At 72.3% G+C, this 18,191-nt stretch carries 17 protein-coding genes; 7 read left to right on the plus strand and 10 right to left on the minus strand.

Annotated elements, in window-relative coordinates; all coding sequences use genetic code 11:
- A partial coding sequence (locus ACWDSL_RS43050) for an enolase C-terminal domain-like protein (protein ID WP_450493870.1) occupies positions 1-984 on the minus strand: 984 nt, incomplete at its 3' end.
- 520 nt (positions 985-1,504) lie between these two features.
- Between ACWDSL_RS43050 and ACWDSL_RS43055 the strand changes: the two genes are divergently transcribed.
- The 6 genes from ACWDSL_RS43055 (at position 1,505) to ACWDSL_RS43080 (ending at position 8,300) form a co-directional block, all read left to right on the plus strand.
- Entirely contained in the window at positions 1,505-2,494 is a 990-nt protein-coding gene (locus ACWDSL_RS43055; RefSeq protein ID WP_450493872.1) for a TauD/TfdA family dioxygenase, read from the plus strand.
- 113 nt (positions 2,495-2,607) lie between these two features.
- Positions 2,608-4,152 carry an AlkA N-terminal domain-containing protein gene (locus ACWDSL_RS43060; protein WP_450493874.1) on the plus strand — a complete coding sequence of 515 codons (1,545 nt, stop codon included), beginning with the start codon at positions 2,608-2,610 and terminating at the stop codon, positions 4,150-4,152.
- Positions 4,149-4,643, plus strand: a complete 495-nt coding sequence (locus ACWDSL_RS43065; RefSeq protein WP_450493875.1) for a methylated-DNA--[protein]-cysteine S-methyltransferase — start codon at positions 4,149-4,151, stop codon at positions 4,641-4,643. Before ACWDSL_RS43060 ends, ACWDSL_RS43065 begins: the two co-directional genes overlap by 4 nt.
- Complete coding sequence (locus ACWDSL_RS43070) at positions 4,640-5,314, plus strand: alpha-ketoglutarate-dependent dioxygenase AlkB family protein (RefSeq protein ID WP_450493877.1); 675 nt, start codon at positions 4,640-4,642, stop codon at positions 5,312-5,314. Before ACWDSL_RS43065 ends, ACWDSL_RS43070 begins: the two co-directional genes overlap by 4 nt.
- A 57-nt stretch (positions 5,315-5,371) precedes the next feature.
- Positions 5,372-6,346, plus strand: a complete 975-nt coding sequence (locus ACWDSL_RS43075; protein ID WP_450493878.1) for a threonine/serine dehydratase — start codon at positions 5,372-5,374, stop codon at positions 6,344-6,346.
- Between the two features lie 253 nt (positions 6,347-6,599).
- Complete coding sequence (locus ACWDSL_RS43080) at positions 6,600-8,300, plus strand: phytoene desaturase family protein (protein ID WP_450493879.1); 1,701 nt, start codon at positions 6,600-6,602, stop codon at positions 8,298-8,300.
- A 21-nt stretch (positions 8,301-8,321) separates the two neighbouring features.
- Here ACWDSL_RS43080 and ACWDSL_RS43085 read toward each other — a convergent pair whose 3' ends face one another.
- From ACWDSL_RS43085 to ACWDSL_RS43115, 7 genes are all read right to left on the minus strand, one after another.
- Positions 8,322-8,672, minus strand: a complete 351-nt coding sequence (locus ACWDSL_RS43085) for an MmcQ/YjbR family DNA-binding protein (protein ID WP_450493881.1) — start codon at positions 8,670-8,672, stop codon at positions 8,322-8,324.
- Positions 8,673-8,749: 77 nt separating this feature from the next.
- Positions 8,750-10,558 carry a gamma-glutamyltransferase family protein gene (locus ACWDSL_RS43090; RefSeq protein ID WP_450493883.1) on the minus strand — a complete coding sequence of 603 codons (1,809 nt, stop codon included), beginning with the start codon at positions 10,556-10,558 and terminating at the stop codon, positions 8,750-8,752.
- A gap of 68 nt (positions 10,559-10,626) precedes the next feature.
- Positions 10,627-11,670 carry an ABC transporter ATP-binding protein gene (locus ACWDSL_RS43095; RefSeq protein WP_450493885.1) on the minus strand — a complete coding sequence of 348 codons (1,044 nt, stop codon included), beginning with the start codon at positions 11,668-11,670 and terminating at the stop codon, positions 10,627-10,629.
- Complete coding sequence (locus tag ACWDSL_RS43100) at positions 11,667-12,692, minus strand: ABC transporter ATP-binding protein (RefSeq protein WP_450493887.1); 1,026 nt, start codon at positions 12,690-12,692, stop codon at positions 11,667-11,669. Before ACWDSL_RS43100 ends, ACWDSL_RS43095 begins: the two co-directional genes overlap by 4 nt.
- A complete protein-coding gene (locus tag ACWDSL_RS43105; RefSeq protein ID WP_450493892.1) occupies positions 12,689-13,501 on the minus strand; it encodes an ABC transporter permease in 813 nt (270 codons plus the stop codon). The genes ACWDSL_RS43100 and ACWDSL_RS43105 overlap by 4 nt, the downstream gene beginning before the upstream one ends.
- A gap of 101 nt (positions 13,502-13,602) precedes the next feature.
- Positions 13,603-14,556 (minus strand): ABC transporter permease, encoded by a 954-nt coding sequence (locus ACWDSL_RS43110; protein WP_089505843.1) that lies wholly within the window; start codon positions 14,554-14,556, stop codon positions 13,603-13,605.
- Between the two features lie 11 nt (positions 14,557-14,567).
- Entirely contained in the window at positions 14,568-16,205 is a 1,638-nt protein-coding gene (locus ACWDSL_RS43115; protein WP_450493888.1) for an ABC transporter substrate-binding protein, read from the minus strand.
- Positions 16,206-16,467: 262 nt separating this feature from the next.
- Between ACWDSL_RS43115 and ACWDSL_RS43120 the strand changes: the two genes are divergently transcribed.
- Positions 16,468-17,175, plus strand: coding sequence for a FadR/GntR family transcriptional regulator (locus ACWDSL_RS43120; RefSeq protein WP_089505567.1), 708 nt, complete (start codon positions 16,468-16,470; stop codon positions 17,173-17,175).
- A 30-nt stretch (positions 17,176-17,205) separates the two neighbouring features.
- Here ACWDSL_RS43120 and ACWDSL_RS43125 read toward each other — a convergent pair whose 3' ends face one another.
- Together ACWDSL_RS43125 and ACWDSL_RS43130 are read right to left on the minus strand one after the other, a co-directional pair.
- The gene (locus tag ACWDSL_RS43125) at positions 17,206-17,694 is read right to left on the minus strand and encodes an N-acetyltransferase family protein (protein ID WP_450493889.1); all 489 of its coding nucleotides are present in this window, start codon (positions 17,692-17,694) and stop codon (positions 17,206-17,208) included.
- Between the two features lie 64 nt (positions 17,695-17,758).
- The coding region (locus ACWDSL_RS43130; protein WP_450493890.1) for an LLM class flavin-dependent oxidoreductase at positions 17,759-18,191 on the minus strand (433 nt) is incomplete at its 5' end.

Here is an 18,191-nt window from a genome sequence, read left to right on the forward strand (position 1 = left end):
TCCGATCTGGCACAGCTGGGCGTCCAGTACCGAGACCTGCTTGGTCCAGAAGTGCGGATCGGCCAGCGGGTTGGACACGGACTGCAGGGCCAGGGTGTGGGTCATCTGCCGCCAGTCGGTGGCGATCATGTTGGTCGCCGTGGGAAGGCCGGTGGCGCGGCGGAACTCCGCCAGGATCTCGCGGCCCGAGTAGCCCCCCTCGGCTCCGCACGGGTCCTCGGCGTAGGCGAGGGTGCCCAGCAGGGGCCGGCACAGCTCGATGGCCTCGCGCAGTGACCAGGCGCCGTTGGGGTCGAGGGTGATCCGGGCCTCGGGGAAGCGCTCCTTGAGCGCCCGGATGGCCTTGACCTCCTCATGGCCTTCCAGGACCCCGCCCTTGAGCTTGAAGTCGCGGAAGCCGTACAGGTCGTAGGTGGCCTCGGCCTGCCGGACGATCGCCTCGGGGGTCAGCGCCTCCTCGTGCCGGATGCGGTACCACTCCTCGTCGGCGTCCGGCTCGCGGATGTACTCCAGGTCGGTGCGGTCGGGGTCGCCGACGTAGAACAGATAGCCGAGCACCCGGACGGAGTCACGCTGCTGTCCGTCGCCCAGGAGCGCCGCGACGGGGACGTCGAGGTGCTGACCCAGCAGGTCGAGCAGCGCCGATTCGACCGCGGTGACGGCGTGGACGGTGGTGCGCAGATCGAAGGTCTGCAGCCCCCGCCCTCCGGAGTCGCGGTCGGCGAACCTGGCCCCGATCTCGCGCAGCACGCGCTTGTAGTCGCCCACGGGCGCGCCGACGACGAGGGAGGCGGCGTCCCGCAGCGTCTGTGTGATCTTCTCGCCGCCCGGCACCTCGCCCAGGCCCGTGCGCCCTTCGGAGTCCTCGAGGACGACCACATTGCGGGTGAAGTAGGGGCCGTGCGCCCCGGAGAGGTTGAGCTCCATACAGTCCCGGCCGGCGACCGGGTAGACGGAGAAGGCGGTGACGGTTGGCTGGCTCATGGACGGGTTCCTTGCCTCCGAAGTAGCTTCACGCATGCGCACGACATCTACATATGAAGATGGAGGCTAGGCTCGTGAACGCGATGGGTCAATGGGTCCACGCTCATGGATTACGAGCGGTCATGGATTACGCGCGGTCACGGATGACGATCAGCCGCGCCCCTCACAGAGCGTGGTCCCGACCAGGCGAGACGATCACGGTCCGGCGCCCGCGGAGGGTGATGTGCTGTTTTTGACGTCTTCACCCACGTGATTGTGGGTGATTCCCGCCTGCCCCGCCGCGTGCGGCGGGGCTTCGCGCGACGCGGTTCGTCGATCTCACCCGTGACGCGCGGCCTGTCCGCCGTCCAGCACCAACGCGGCCAGCAGCACGCGCTGTTGCGGCGCGCCCCTGCCCCAGCAGCCGCGTTCACCATTCCCCCTATGCTCGCAGAGGGCTGTGGTGGCGGCATCCTCAGAATCCGCTCAAATCTTCCACATAAGACGAACGTGAGAGCGACAGGTTCGTAGGGTCAAGATCATGACCAAGAGCCGTAGCCGCACCCTGCAGATCCCGGACTCGTCCAAGGCCGCGGCGGGGGCCGCCCTGGACGCGGTCACCGAACTCGGCGACGCCGTACCCGACACCGGCCTCGACCTGTATCTCGAGTACGGCGCCAAGCAGCTGCGCAACCATCTGCCCGCGCAGATCCTGGACGCGCTCGCGCAGTGGCGGCACTCCCCCACCGCATGGCTCACCCTGGCCAATCTGCCCGGCCCCCACGAACCCGTGCCCACACCCCGGGAGGGCTTCTGCGACGAATCGCTCCTGAGGACGCCCAACCTGGTGCACTTCGGCATCCTGCGCCTGCTCGGGCTCACGCCGATCGCCTACCCCTGGGAGAACGACGGCCGGCTGATCAGAAACGTGGCGCCGCGCACGGCATCGGCCCGCACCCTCACCTCCTGGGGCTACGCACAGCCGCTGGACTGGCACACCGACGACTCGGTACTCGACCACCGGCCGGACGCGCACCCCGGCAAGGCCATCCCCCACTACCTGTCCTTCATCGGCATGCGCAACGACGAGCAGGTGCCCACGGATCTGCTGCCCGTCGACGCCCTCCTCGAGACGCTGTCGGCCCGGACGGCCGAGGCGCTGCGGCGCCCCGACTTCACGGTGACCGCGCCCGAGTCGTACACCACCGACGACGACGGCAGGCCGCTGAGCCGCAGCGGTGTCCCCATGCTCTGGACCCTCCCGGACGGCAACCCCGCGCTGCGCTACGGCCCCGGCAGGCTCACCGGCCTCACCGACGAGGCGCGCGAGGCGCTGGCGAACCTCGAGCACCGCGCTGCCGCCCTGCCGGGGACTCCGGTGCTGGTCGAGGAGGGCGGGTTCCACATCTTCGACAACCGCCGCGTGCTGCACCGCCGGGTGCCGTTCCAGCCGCTCCCCGAGGACCGGGCCCGCTGGCTGCGGCGCTGCTACGCCTACCGGCCGACGGCCGGGCTCGCGCCGGTCGGCTGAGCCTGCGCCGCCTCGCCCCGACGCCGCCGGCCGGCAGTCACGCGCGACCCCCGCAGAGCCATGTCCGATTCCCGCCAGCCCCCCACCGCTCGCTGCCGCACAGTAGAGGGGTGATGACCGACGACAGCAAGTACGAGGCGGTGTGCAGCCGCGACTCCCGGTTCGACGGCGAGTTCTTCCTCGCCGTCTCCACGACCGGCATCTACTGCCGGCCGAGCTGCCCCGCGAACACGCCCAAGCGCAAGAACGTCCGCTTCTTCACGACCGCGGCCGCGGCCCAGGGCGCCGGCTTCCGGGCCTGCCGTCGCTGCCGCCCGGACGCGGTGCCCGGGTCCGCGGAGTGGAACACCCGGGCCGATGTGGTCGGCCGGGCGATGCGGCTGATCGGCGACGGCGTCGTCGACCGCGAGGGCGTGGCCGGGCTCGCCGGGCGGCTGGGCTACAGCTCCCGGCAGGTGCAGCGCCAGCTCAACGCCGAGCTGGGCGCGGGCCCGCTCGCGCTCGCGCGGGCCCAGCGCGGTCACACCGCGCGGATCCTGCTCCAGACCACCTCCATGCAGGCCGCCGAGATCGCCTTCGCGGCCGGGTTCGCCAGCGTGCGGCAGTTCAACGACACCATCCGCGAGATCTACGCCGCCACGCCCAGCGAGCTGCGCGCCGCCCGCCCCGGGCAGGGCGCGCGCTTCGGTCCGGTCGGCTCCCAGGACGGCGCGGCCGGGATTCCGCTGCGGCTCGCCTTCCGCGGTCCGTACGCCTCCGCCGAGGTCTTCGACTACCTGGGCGCCCGCGCCCTCGCGGGCGTCGAGGAGATCACCGGCGAGCGCGGCGCCCGCGTCTACCGGCGCGCCCTGCGGCTGCCGAACGGCGCCGGGATCGCGGAGGTCGGCGAGGCACCCGGCGCGGGCGGCTGGCTGGAGTGCCGGCTGCACCTGGGCGATCTGCGCGATCTGACCACCGCCACCCAGCGGGTGCGCCGCCTGTTCGACCTGGACGCCGACCCGTACGCGGTCGGCGAGCGGCTGGGCGCGGACCCCGCGCTCGCCCCGCTGGTCGCCCTGCGGCCGGGGCTGCGCGCCCCCGGCGCGGCCGATCCGCATGAGCTGGCGGTGCGCGCGGTGCTGGGCCAGCAGGTCTCGGTGGCCGCCGGCCGCAGGCTCGGCGAGGCGCTGCTCGCGGCGTACGGCGAACCGCTGCGCACGCCGAGCGGCGGGCTGACCCGGCTCTTCCCGAGCGCGGAGCGGCTGGCCGGGGCGGCGCTGAGCGAGCTCGGGATGCCGGACGCGCGCCGCGACACCGTGCGCGCCGTCAGCGCGGCGCTCGCCGACGGCGCCGTCCGGCTCGACCTCGGCGCCGACCGGGACGAGGCCGAAAAGGCGCTGCTGAGCCTGCGCGGCGTCGGCCCCTGGACGGCCGGCTACATCCGTATGCGGGCGCTGAGCGACCCGGACGTGCTGCTGACCTCGGATGTGGCCGTACGGGCCGGCATGCGGGCGACGGGCGCCGCGGCGGTCGACTCCGAGGGCTGGCGGCCCTGGCGCAGCTACGCCATGCACCACTTCTGGAACGCCGCCAAGGACCGCGGCGACTTCACCAAGCGCGATACGCACACGACGTACAGCAAGCACGACGAGCACGAACACGAAAGGAAAGACCGATGACGGTCTACACGACGGTCGACAGCCCGCTGGGCGAACTGCTGCTGGTGGGCGAGGAGTCGAAGACCGCCAAGGGCGGCACCGCGCTCGCCTCCCTGTCCGTGCCCGGCCAGAAGGGCGGCGCGGTCGTCCAGGACGGCTGGCGGCGGTCCCCGGAGGCGTTCGCCGAGATCGTCTCCCAGCTGCGCGCGTACTTCGACGGCGGCCGGACCCGGTTCGACATCGAGTACGTGACCCGAGGCACCGCATTCCAGCAGCGGGTGTGGCAGGCCCTGGACGCCGTCCCGTACGGCACCACGACCACCTACGGCCGGCTCGCCGAGCAGATCGGCGCCCCGCGCGCGGCGGTGCGCGCCCTGGGTACGGCGCTCGGCGCGAACCCGGTGCTGGTGGTGCGCCCCTGCCACCGTGTGATCGGCGCGAACGGCTCGCTGACCGGCTACGCCGGCGGCCTGGAGCGCAAGCAGCAGTTGCTGGCCCACGAGGGTTCATGAACACCCTGATTCCACGCCTCCGCAGGGAGGTCGCACCGGGCGCGGTGCATGTGCCCGACTGGCTCACGCTGGAACAGCAGCGTGAGCTGGTCGCGGCCTGCCGGGCCTGGGCCCAGGGGCCCGTCCCGATCCGGCGCACCAGGCTGCCCAGCGGGGGCGTCATGTCCGTACAGACCGTGTGCGTGGGCTGGCACTGGCTGCCGTACCGGTACAGCCGTACGGCCGACGATGTGAACGGCGCCCGGGCCGCGGAATTCCCCGGCTGGATGGTGGAGCTGGGCCGCCGGGCGCTGGCGGAGGCATACCCGAACAAGGGGGAGGAGATGGCCGCGGCCGACTACACCCCTGATACGGCGCTGATCAACTTCTATGACGGCCAGGCCAAACTCGGTATGCACCAGGACAAGGACGAGAAGTCCTCCGCCCCCGTCGTCTCGCTGAGCATCGGCGACACCTGTGTCTTCCGGGTCGGCAACACCGCGACCCGCACCGGGCCGTACACGGACATCGAGCTGGCGTCCGGCGATCTGTTCGTCTTCGGCGGCCCCTCGCGGTACGTGTATCACGGGGTGCCCAAGGTCCACGAGGGCACCGGCGACCCGGCCACCGGGCTGCGTACCGGGCGGCTGAACATCACCATGCGGGTGACCGGGTTGCCCGACGCGCCGTGACGGCCCGGGCGGGGTGGTTAGTGTTGATCGCACTGTCGCGGAAAGGTGGTTGCCGTCATGGGCATCGTGGACATCGAGGCGATCGAGTCGGCGGCGGAACTGATCGCCGGACATGTCGTACGCACCCCGACCGTGCCGAGCCCGGGCCTCACCGCTCTGCTCGGTGCGCCGGTCACCGCCAAACTGGAGCTGCTGCAGCGCACCGGCTCCTTCAAGGCGCGCGGGGCGACGGCGAAGCTCCTGTCGCTGAGCGAGGCCGACCGCGCGGCGGGCGTGGTGGCGGTGAGCGGTGGCAACCACGGGATCGCGGTCGCGGTCATGGCCGGCGCCCTGCATGTGAAGGCGACCGTCGTGATGCCGCGGTCGGCACCCGCACGCGCCGTCCGGATCGCGGAGGAGGCGGGGGCCGTGGTGCGGCTGACGGACGACATGGGCGGCGCGTTCGCGTTGATGTCGCAGCTGCAGACCGAGGGCCTGACGCTGGTGCATCCCTACGACGACCCCGTGGTGGTCGCCGCGCAGGGCACCGTCGGCCTTGAACTGGCCGACGACACCGCCGGCGCCGACGAACTGACCGATGTGCTGGTCAGCATCGGCGGCGGCGGGCTGATCGCCGGGGTCGCGGCGGCGCTGCGCGCGCGGCGGCCCGGGGTGCGGATCTGGGGTGTGGAGACCGAAGGGGCCGAGGCCATGTCCCAGGCGCTGGCCGCGGGCGGCCCGATGCCGGTCGCGCTCTCCTCGATCATCTCCACGCTCAGCGCGCCGTCCGTCTCCCAGCTCACCTACGACCATGTGTCCGCGTTGGTCACCCAGGTGCTGGTGGTGTCGGACGCGGAGGCGGTGCAGGGCACGCTCGACCTCGCCGAGCACGCGAAGGTCTGGGCCGAGCCCGCGGCCGGCTGCCTTCTCCCGGCCGCGCGGCGGGTGTTGGAGCGGGTGGGCGACGGCGCCCGGCTGGGGCTGGTGGTCTGCGGCGGCAATGTGACGACGTGGGACGTCATGTCCTGGGCGGACCGCTTCGGCCTGCGCTGAACCGGTCGGCGGCCTGGCCCACATGCTGGACAGCGAGCGCCCAACCCCGCTGAGGCGGCACCTGGCCTGACGGCCGTTCGGACTAGCCAACCGCCCACACTTCTGTGGATTCCGCGCTCGGCCCGCGCTTCCGGCCCTATATTGCAGTCAAACTTGACCCACGAACAGGTGGTTCTTGCCGTTAAGTCCTGGACCGGACCAATATGTCCCTGTCAGTCTTGAGGTCCAGGCAGCATCGTTCAGGGGGCCTGGGATGACCACCGATGTGACCTCACACCAGACCGCGCGGTCGGATCGCTATGACGCGATCATCGTCGGCAGCGGTATCGGCGGCCTGGTGTGCGGCGGTTATCTCGCCGCCGACGGCCGCCGGGTGCTGGTCCTGGAACAGCACGACGTGGCGGGCGGAAACGCACATGTCTTCCGCAGACGGCGCAGATACGAGTTCGATGTCGGCACGCACTACCTGGGCGACTGCGGGACGGACGGGATCATTCCGGCCATCCTCTCCGGACTCGGCGTCGGCGACCGGGTGCGCTTCCGGCCGATGGACAACGAGCGTGGCTTCGACCGGGTGATCACCCCCACCACCACACTGGATGTCCCCTCGGGCTGGGACAACTACCGCGACCGGCTCAAGCGCGCGCTGCCCGGCGAGGCCGCCGGGATCGACACGTTCATCGATCTCTCCAAGATCACGACCGCGCTGAGCCGGGCGGGTGTGCTCGGCGAGCCCGTGGTGGACCGCTACCTCGCCAACCCCGAGGTGACGCGCTGGAGTCGGCGGTCCCTCGGCAAGCTCTTCGACCACTGCGGCTTCTCCCCCAAGGCCAGAACCCTGCTGGCCGCACAGTGCGGAAACTACGGGGCGCTGCCCGACGACATCGGCTTCCCCGTGCACGCCGGGCTGATGGACCACTACATGCGCGGCGCCTACTACCCCGAGGGCGGCGGCCAGGTGCTGGTGGCCACCCTGGTCGAGGCGCTGGAGGGGCACGGCGGGGAGCTGCGTACCCGGACCGCGGTGGCTCGTATCCTCATCGAGAACGACACGGCGGTCGGAGTCGAACTCGCCGACGGGGAGCGCATCTTGGCGCCCCTGGTGATCTCCAACGCCGACTACCGCCGGACCGTCCTCGAGCTGTGCGGCGGGGAGGCGGCCTTCCCCGCCCATCTGGTCAGACAGACCCGGGAAGCGACCATGCGGTGTCCGCTGACCGCGGTGTACGTCGCGCTGGACACCGAGCTGCCCGACATCCCCAACGCCAACATCTGGTGGCACGACAGCGACGATCTGGAGCGGGCGCATGCTCGGATGATCGAGGAGCAGATGAGGGAGGTTCCTCAGCTGATCTTCTCCTTCGCCTCGCTCAAGGACGCCGGCGCGCCCAATGTGTGCCCGCCGGGTCACAGCAACTTCCAGATCATGACGCTCTGCCCGCCAGGGCCTGAGTTCTGGGGTGTGGACAAGGGCCCGGCCGATGGCGAGCGCTACCGCCGCAACGCCGCCTATCTGGCGCGGAAGAAGCAGCTCACCGACACGATGCTGGCCACCGCCGAGAAGGTCATCGGCCCCTTCCGGGACCGCATCACCCATCTGGAGACCGCCACTCCGCTGACCAATGAGCGATACATCCTGGCCAGCGGGGGCACCCCGTACGGCATTGGCAACTGGGGCGGCGTGGGCAAGCGCCCGGATGTGCGCACCGGCGTCGAAGGGCTGTACGTGGTCGGTCAGTCCACCCGGTACGGCAGCGGGGTGGGCGGCACCGCCACCGGCGGCATGGTGTGTGCCTCCCAAGTGCTGGACCGCCCGCTGCTGGCAGAGGTGCACCAGGGCGCCGTCGTGGGAGACCCGTCGCGGCTCCCCGACCGCGGGCCGGACTGGGATCCGCTCAGGGTCTCCCGCGGCCGGGCCCGGCAGACCGCGAAGGGCCTGGCCCGCATCGGCTGACGGCCCGCGCGCGCCGACGGCTCATCGCCGCGCCTTCCCGGCCCGCTCCTCCAGGAGCCTGGGCGGCGCGGCCTGCTGCCAGGAGTCCACGAGGATGTCGCGCAGCTCGTCCTTGTCGTCCAGCACGGCGAGCCGCACCCGCACCCAGGCGAAGCTCGCCTCGTGGGAGGCGATCCAGAACTTCTCCGGCTCGGCGAGGACCAGCTCGTCGCGCTCCTCCTTGGGGCATCTGACGGCCATCGAGGTCTCGTCCTCGGGGAGCGTCGCGAACATCTTCCCGGCGACCCGGAAGGTGGGCATGGACCAGGCGGTCTTCTCCGTCGCCTCGGGGAGCGACAGCGCGATTGCACGGACATCGTCGGACGTGGTCATGGGACGACCGTAAGGCACGCCACCGACACCCGCCCGGCCAGGACGCTCGCCGTCGGAGGCCCGCGCCGGGCCCGCCGTCAGCGGCCCACGGCGTACCCCTGGGCGCCGCGCGGGTTGGCGGCCGCGAGGAGGACACCGGTGTCGGGGTCACGGGCGACCGCGCACAGCCGCCCCTCGGTCCAGGCGCCGCCGACTGTGACGTCATGGCCCCGGCGGCGGAGCTCGGCGATGGCCGGCTCGCCGATCCGGGACTCGATCACGACCTTCCCCGCCGCCATCGCTCGCGGGTGGAACGAGCTGGGGAAGCTCTCCTGGTGCCAGTTGGGCGCGTCGACGGCGCCTTGCAGATCGAGCCCGGAACGGACGGACGGGCGCAGGGCGACGGCGAGGAAGAAGTGGGTGCTCCACTGGTCCTGCTGATCGCCGCCCGGTGTGCCGAAGGCCATCACGGGGGTGCCGTCGCGCAGGGCGAGGGAGGGGGTGAGGGTGGTGCGGGGGCGGCGGCCGGGGGTGAGGGAGGCCGCCAGCCCGGGGTCGAGCCAGGTCATCTGCAGTCGGGTGCCGAGCGGAAAGCCGAGCTCCGGGATCACGGGGTTGGACTGCAGCCAGCCGCCGCTGGGGGTGGCCGCGACCATGTTCCCCCAGCGGTCGACGACATCGAGGTGGCAGGTGTCGCCGCGGGTGGTGCCGTCGGGGCCGACGGTGGGCTCCCCCGCGCCGGGCGCGGTGGCGGGCCCGGGGGCGTGCGACGCCGCGCGCGCGACCGCGGCCAGGGCCTGCTTGCTCAGCCGCGGCTGGCGGCCGCCGGGCCGCCCCGGCCGCAGCTCGTGGCTGGCGCGCTCGCCGATGAGCGCCCGGCGCTCGTCGTTGTACGGGGCGGACAGCAGGTCGTCGAGCGGGACGTCGGCGGCGTCGCCGTACCAGGCCTCGCGGTCGGCCATGGCCAGTTTGCCGCCCTCGATGAGGGTGTGCAGATAGTCGGGGGTTCCGTAGTCGCCGGCGGTCAGGCCGGGCGGCAGCAGGGCCAGTTGCTGGAGGAACACCGGGCCCTGGCTCCAGGGTCCGGCCTTGCACACCGTCCAGCCGTTCCAGTCGTACGTGGCGGGGGGCTCGTAGCCGGCCGAGAAGGAGGCGAGGTCGTCGCGGGTGAGGGTGCCGGCGTGGCGTTCCCCGGACGAGTCCATGGTGGGCCGGGCGGCGGCCGCGGCCAGCGCCTCGGCGATGAAGCCCTCGCGCCAGATCCTGCGGGCCGCGTCGATCCGGGTCTCGCGGCCGGGGCCTGCCGCCTCGGCCTCGGCGAGCAGCCGCCGCCATGTGGCGGCGAGGGCGGGGTTCTTCAGCAGCCGCCCGGGGGCGGGTGCCTTGCCACCGGGCAGATACAGCTCGGCCGAGGTGGTCCACTCGGTCTCGAAGAGCTCCCGTACGGTCTCGACGGTCTCACCGACCCGCTCGACGGCGGGATGGCCGCCTTCGGCGTAGCCGATCGCGTACTTCAGGACCTCGGCGAGCTGCTTGGTGCCGTGGTCGCGCAGCAACAGCATCCAGGCGTCGAACGCGCCGGGCACGGCCGCGGCGAGCGGGCCGGTGCCCGGGACCAGGTCGAGGCCGAGCGAGGTGTAGTGGTCGATGGTGGCCCCGGCGGGGGCGGGGCCCTGTCCGCACAGGACGGTGGGGGCGGAGCCCGCCGGGGCGAGGATGATCGGCACCTCGCCGGCCGGTCCGTTCAGATGCGGTTCGACGACATGCAGCACGAACCCGGCGGCCACGGCCGCGTCGAAGGCGTTGCCGCCGTCCTCCAGGACGGCCATGGCGGACTGGGACGCCAGCCAGTGGGTGGAGGACACCATGCCGTGGGTGCCCTGGAGGGTGGGGCGGGTGGTGAACATGACGGGGCTCTCCTGGTCTCGGTACGGCTTGATCGTTCCACGCGGGTGCGGGTGCGGGCGAGGCGGGCTCACATCGGCGAGCCCTGGTCAGCGGGCAGGGCCGGGGCCGAGGCGTCCGGGGCGGTGCCGTCGTCGGCCACCAGATGGCAGGAGACCTGCCGCGCGCCGCCGGGCAGCTCCCGCAGGGCGGGGGGCTCGGTGCGGCACCGGTCGGTGGCGAGCGGGCAACGGGTGTGGAAGCGGCAGCCTGCCGGCGGGTCGAGCGGGCTGGGCAGCTCCCCGCTGAGCAGGATCCGGGCGCGGGTCCGCTGCCGGGGCGGGTCGGGCACGGGGGCGGCGGACAGCAGCGCCTGGGTGTAGGGATGCTTGGGGTCGGCGAACAGCTCGGCGGCCGGGGCCTGCTCCACCAGCTGTCCGAAGTACATGACGGCGATCCGGTCGGCGAGGTATTCGACCGCGGCCAGGTCGTGGGTGATGAACAGACACCCGAACTGTCGGTCCCGCTGGAGGTCCGCCAGCAGGTTGAGCACGGATGCCTGGACGGAGACGTCGAGCGCCGAGGTCGGCTCGTCGGCCACCAGCAGCCGCGGGTCCACGGACAGGGCGCGGGCGATGGACACACGCTGCCGCTGGCCGCCGGAGAGCTCGTGCGGGCGCCGCCTGGCGTGTTCGGGGCGCAGCCCCACCTGCGCGAGCAGCGCGGCGACCCGCTCGCTCAGGGCGTCGCCTGACGCGATGCGGTGCAGTCGCAGGGGTTCGGCGACGATGGCGCCCACGGTCATCCGGGGGTCGAGCGAGGAGGACGGATCCTGGAAGACGAGGTGGAAGTCCTTGCGCAGCGGGCGCAGCGCGCGCCGGGACAGGCGGGTGATGTCGCGGCCGTTGATCCGTACGGTGCCGCCGGTGGGCCGGTCGAGCCGTACGGCGCACCGTCCCACGGTGGACTTGCCGCTGCCCGACTCGCCGACCAGGCCGACGATCTCGCCCCGGCCGATGGTCAGGCTGACGCCGTCGACGGCCCTGACGGTGCCGGTGCCGCCGGTGAAGTGGCGGGTGAGGCCCTGGATATCGAGAGCAGGGGGGTGAGTTATGAGGCCGGCTGCGGTGTTCACTGGGCGGCCTCCTTGGGCCGGTGGGGCGTGGGCGTCTGTACGGGGTGCCAGCAGGCGGCATGGTGTCCGTCCCGCAGCGGCCGCAGGGCGGGCCGGGCGGTGGCGCACTGCTGGTCGGCGGCCGCGCAGCGGGGCTGGAAGGTGCACCGGTCGGGCTGTTCGGCGAGGCTCGGGACGAGGCCGGGGATCTCCTGGAGCCGTGGTCTGCCCTCGTGGGCGGCCGGGCGGTCGCGGACGGGCACGGCGCCCAACAGGCCACGGGTGTAGGGGTGGCGCGGATCGGCGAACAGGTCGTCCACGGGGGCCTGTTCGACGGCCCGCCCCGCGTACATCACCAGCACCCGGTCGGCGATGTCGGCGACCACGCCCAGGTCATGGGTGATCAGGACGATCGCGGTGCCGAGCCGCTCCCGCAGGGACCTCAGGACCTCCAGGATGCCCGCCTGGACGGTGACGTCGAGGGCGGTGGTGGGTTCGTCGGCGATCAGGACGGCGGGGTCGCAGGCGATGGCGATGGCGATCATCACCCGCTGGCGCATACCGCCGCTGAGCTGGTGGGGGTAGTCGCGGGCGCGGCTGCCGGGGGCGGGGATGCCGACGAGGTCGAGCAGTTCGACGGCGTGGTCGCGGGCCTCCCTGCGGCTCATCCCCCGGTGCCGGCTGAGGACTTCGCGTACCTGGCGGCCGATGGTGAGAACGGGGTTCAGCGAGGTCATCGGCTCCTGGAAGATCATCGCGATCTCCTTGCCGCGGACGTCCCGCAGTTCCCTGTCGGTGGCCCCGGCCAACTCCCGGCCGCCGAGCCGTACCGAACCGGTGACCTCGGCGGTCGGCGGCAGCAGGCCCATGACGGCGGTGGAGGTCACGGACTTGCCGCAGCCGGACTCGCCGACGACGGCCAGGACTTCACCGGCGGCCACGTCGTACGAAAGACCGTCGACCGCGTGCACGGGGCGGTCGGGCGTACGGAAGACGACGGACAGGTCCCGCACACTCAGCGCAGGGGTGGGATGGGTGGTCATCGGCTGTCTCCGCGGGGGTCGAGGATGTCGCGCAGCCCGTCGCCGAGGAGGTTGAACGCGAGGGTCGCGGCGACGATCGCCAGACCCGGGAAGACGGCCATCCAGGGGGCGGCGGCGATATACGCCTGGGCGCTGGAGAGCATCACCCCGAGCGAGGGCGACGGGGGCTGGACGCCGAGGCCGAGGAAGCTCAGCAGCGCCTCGCCGATGATGGCGGTGGGGATACCGACGGTGGCCTGGACGGTGAGCGCCGACAGGGAGTTGGGCAGGATGTGCCGGAAGAGCACGGTCCGGTCGCCACCGCCGTTGGCGACGGCCGCGGCGACGTAGTCGAGGTGTTTGAGGCGCAGCGTCTCCGCCCGGGTGATGCGGATGACGGCGGGGATCTGGGACACCCCGATGGCGATCGTGGCGCCCCGCAGCGAGGGTCCGAGGATGGTGGCGAGGCCGACCGCCAGCACCAGGAACGGGAAGGCGAGCAGGGTGTCGGTGAGCCGGGAGACCACGGAGTCGGCGAGGCGTCCGTAGTAGCCCGCGGCGAGGCCGAGGGGCACGCCGACGGCGAAGGCCATCACCACCGCGAGCAGCCCGATCTGGAGCGAGGCCCGCACCCCGTGAATGACCCGGGAGAGCTGGTCGCGGCCGAGGTCGTCGGTGCCGAGCCAGTGTGCCCAGCTCGGCGGGTCGAGAGCGGTGGCGAAGTCGGGCCGGGTGGGGTCGTACGGCGCGATGAGCGGCGCGAACAGGGCGATCAGCACCAGGATCGCGGCGGCGACGGCGCCGGTGAGGGCGAGCGGGTTGCGGAGCAGCGGCCGGAGCGGGGAGGGCGGCGCACCGGGCGCGGTGGCGGGTTCGCCGGTTTCGGGTTCGCCGGTGGCGGGGGCGGTGGGCGCCGGGTTGTCTGCGACGGTCACCGGGCACCTCCGAGCCGGATACGGGGGTCGATCAGCGAATAGGCCAGGTCGACCAGCAGGTTGACCAGGATGTAGGCGGCGGAGGTGAACAGCACGACGCCTTGGACCATCGCGTAGTCCCGGGAGAACACCGCGTCGATGGTGAGCTTGCCGAAGCCGGGCAGGACGAAGATCTGCTCGGTGACCACGGCGCCCGAGATGAGATGGCCGAGTTGCAGGCCGAGGACGGTGACGACGGTGACCAGGCTGTTGCGCAGCGCGTGCGAGCCGATCACCTGGCGCCGGGTGAGGCCCTTGGCGCGTGCGGTACGGATGTAGTCGGCGGACAGCGAGCCGAGCATGGCGGCGCGGGTCTGCCGCATGACGACCGCCGCGAGGCCGGAGCCGAGGACGATGGCCGGGAGCACCATATGCCGCAGGTTTTCCACCGGGTCGACGCCGAAGGGGACGAAGCCGGAGGCGGAGAACACGGGGACGGCGATGGCGAAGGTGAGGATGAGCACGATGCCCAGCCAGAAGGCCGGGATCGAAAGCCCGAGCAGCGCCAGGGCGTTCACCAGCCACTCCTCGGGCCTGCCGCGCCGCACCGCCGCCACCACGCCGGCGCTGACGCCGACGAGGACGGCGAGCAGCAGGGCCAGCGCGGACAGTTCCAGGGTGACGGGCAGGGCGTCCAGGACGGAGTCCAGCACCGGCAGGCCGGTACGGGAGGAGGTCCCCAGGTCGCCGGTGAGGGCGTGGCGCACATAGCGCAGGTACTGGACCACGATGTTGTCGTCGAGTCCGTAGGCGCGGCGGATCCCGGCGATCGCCTCGGGGGTGGCCTCCTCCCCGGCCAGGGCGGTGGCCGTGTCGCCGGGCAGGGCCCGTACGCCGGCGAAGACCACGATGCTGACCAGGAAGAGGGTGATCAGCGACTCGCCGGCGCGGCGCAGTAGATAGCGGGGCATCGGTCGGGACATCAGCCGTCTCCCTTCGTGTAGCCCGCTTCCTTGACGCGGATCAGGCCGTCGCCGAGGACGCGCAGACCGGCGATGTCCTTGGTGGCGGAGACGTAGTTGTTGGGCTGGATGAGATAGAGCACGGTGTGCCGGTCCCTGACGGCTGCCACGAGCCGTTCGTAGATCTTCTTGCGGTCGGTCACCTCGGCGGTGGAGTGTCCGTCGGCGATGAGCTTGTCGATGGCGGGGTCGGACAGGCCGCCGTAGTTCTGGGCGCCGCCCGTGCCGGCGAACGCGTCGATGTTTCCGGCCGGGTCGAGCCGGCCGGACCAGTTGGTGGTGGCCGCCTGGAAGTCGCCGGAGCGGGCGTGTTGCAGTCCGGTGGCGAACTCGGTCGGCCGCAGGGTCACCTCGAAGCCCGCTTCCCTGGCCATGGCCTGGACGACCTGGCCGAGTCGGCTGTCCTCCGGTGTGGTGCTGACCTGCAGCCGCACCGGCACCGGGGTGGACACCCCGGCCTGTCTCAGCAGCCGTCTGGCCCTCGCGGGATCGGCGGGCGGGCAGTCGGCCGCGGTGGCGTAGGGGGTGCCTTCGGGGAGCGGGCCGCAGGTGGGCCGGTACATCCCCTGGAAGACGATCTTGTTGATCAGCGCCCGGTCCAGGGACAGATCGAATGCCTCGCGTACCCGTACGTCGCGGGCGATCGGGGTGTCGATGCGGCCCGGCGGCTCCCCGGCGCCCTTGGTGTTGCCGATGTTGAGGGTCAGCCCGTAGTAGCCGAGCGAGGGCGAGTGGAACAGCCGCAGCCCCGGCTCGGTGAGCGCCCGGCCGACCTGGACCGGGTCCATCTGGTCGCCGACCTGGATATCGCCGGAGAGCAGATTCGCCATCCGGACGTTGCCGTCGGTGATGGTCCGGTAGACGACCTGGTCGAGGCGGACCTTCGCGGCGTCGTAGTAGTACGGGTCCTTCCGCAGCACGATCCGGTCGCCCACGACCCGCTCCGCGTAGCGGAACGGGCCGACGCAGGTGGGGTGGCTCGCGAACCGGTCGCCGTAGGTCTTGAGCGCCTTGGGGGACATCACCATCCCCGAGCGGTCGGCGAGCAGCGAGAGCAGGGGGACGTACGGCTCGCTCAGCCGCAGCCGGACCGTGTCGTCCCCGATGGCGCTCACACCGGTCACGGGCTTCAGCTCGCCCGCGCGGGTGGAGCCGGACAGTGTTTTGTGCCGTTCGAGGGAGGTCTTGACGGCCCGTGCGTCCAGGCGTGTGCCGTCGCCGAACCGGATGCCCTTGCGGAGCCGGATGGTGACGGTGCGTCCGTGGTCGGTGGTCTTCGGCAGCTCGGCGGCGAGCTGCGGTACGACCTGGTTGTCCTGGTCGACGTCGTACAGCTTCTCGCACATGGCGGAGAACACGGTCCGGCCGACGGCGGTGCTGGCCAGGGTCGGGTCGAGTTTGTCCGGGTCGGACTTGAGCGCGACGGTGAGCGTGCCGCCGTCGCGGACGGGCCGGGTGTCGGCCATCCGGTCAGGCCCGGTCTCGGTCGCGGGAGTGGCCATGGAGGAGCAGCCGGTGGCGGCGCCGAACACCGCGCAGACGACGAGGGCGGTGGCGGTCCGGCGTGGAAGAGACAGGGGCAGGCGGCGTGGGCGCATGGCTGTCTTGCCTTACTGAGGGAGACCGAGGGGGAGATGAGGTGAGGGTGAGCCGGGCCGGCGCGGCGCGGCCCAGCATGGCGCAGAAACTCCAATTGGTCTATTGGTAGGACCAAGCTGATGTCAGGTGACGCTAGTGCGGCGGCCCCGGGCGCGTGGTTTCCGCACCGTCACCACCTGGTTAAATCGCCTTGCTCCGGCTTCTTCGCGATATGAGAACCTGAATCACCGACCGGATCGGCAGAAGGCAGAGAACCCACAAATGGACTGGCGGCAACTGCGGCACTCCACCCTGTCGAGGCCGGACGCGCTGGCCGTCGGTCTGGAGCGGCTGATCCTCAGCGGCGAGCTGCCGCCCGGCTCGCGGGTTCCCCCGGAGCGGGAGCTCGCGGAGAGCCTCGGGGTCTCCCGCGGCTCGGTCCGCGAGGCGCTGCGCGCGCTCGCCTCCCGCGGGCTGGTCGCCCGCCGCCCCGGCGCGGGCACCGTCGTCCTCGACCCTGGAGCCACCCCGCGCGGCGATGTCCTGGCCGCGGGCCTCGACGCCACGGCCGAACTCCTCCAGGTCATGGAGGTCCGCGCATGCATCGAACCGTCGGTGACCGCACGGGCGGCGACGCGCGCGACGCCCGCCGACATCGTCCAGCTCCACGCCCTCCTCGACGCGATGCGGCGCGAGCCGTCGCGACAGGAGTTCACCGACCTGGACCGCACCTTCCACCGCGCCATCGCGCAGTACACCCGCAATCCCCTGCTGCTGCGCCTGCTCGACCGGGTGTACGAGATCGGCGAGCCGGGGCGGCGCTCCTCTCCGCTGTCCGCCGCCCGCCGGCGGTCGACCATCGAGGAGCACCAGGCCATCCTGCGGGCCATCGAGGCCCGCGACCCGGAGGCGGCCCGGGCCGCCTCCGAGGCACATCTGGAGTCCGTACTGCGCCGGATCGAGGCCCAGCAGCGGCGCGACGCCGGCTGAGCGGCACGGCGTCGGGCCGAGGCCCGCGCTTCACAGGGCGCGGTGCATGATGTGCAGCCCCACGTATCCCTTCGCCGGGTGGTGGAAGCCTTCCGGGAGCGTGCCCAGCACCTCGAAGCCGAGCGACCGGTAGAGCCGCACCGCGTGCACGTTGGTCTCCACGACCGCGTTGAACTGCATCCGGCGGAAGCCCGCCGCCCGGGCCCAGTCCAGTGAGTACGCGCACAGCGCCCGGCCCACGCCCTGTCCGGAGTGAGCCGGGTCGACCATGTAGCTGGCGCTCGCGATGTGCGCGCCGTTGCCCATGTGGTTGTTGTTCATCTTCGCCGTACCGAGGACCGCGCCCGCCTCGTCCACGGCGACGACCGTACGGTTCGGCGGCTCGAGGAGCCACCAGTCTCGGCCCTGTTCCTCGCCGAGGTCGAGCGGATAGGTGAAGGTCTCCCCCGCGGCGACGATCCCGTGGAAGAAGGGCCAGATGGCGGGCCAGTCCCGCGGTGTGGCTTCCCTGATCAGCATCCGGACATGATGCCGAGGGGTTGCGCAGGTCCGCCAATGTTTTCCGCCTGGGCGGCGGCCGGGGTCAGCCCCGCGCCGCCAGCTCGCCGAGGAGTTTCCAGGTGCGGCGCTCGTCCTCGGGGGAGCCGATCGCGGTCTGGGTGTACACGAGTTCGGTGGCGCCCGCCTCGAAGTACGCGGCCACTTGGGCTGCCAGCAGCTCCTCGTCGCCGATCGCGACGAGGTCGACGGGGTTGTCGATGCCCTCGCGGTCCAGGGCGGCGCGGTAGGCGGGGAGGTTCTTATAGGGGGCCATGTTCCGCTCGGCGCGGGCACGGGCGCCTGCCACGTCGGCGGTCACGACGCCGGAGACGATCACGGCCACCCGGGGCGCCGGGCGGCCGGCGGCCTCGGCGTGGCGGGTGAGGGTGGGGACGGTGTACTCGGCCAGGGTGCGCGGTCCTGACATGATCGGCAGCGCGCCGTCGGCGAGTTCACCGGCGGCGCGCAGGGCATGC

Source organism: Streptomyces sp. NPDC000941, assembly GCF_053599555.1.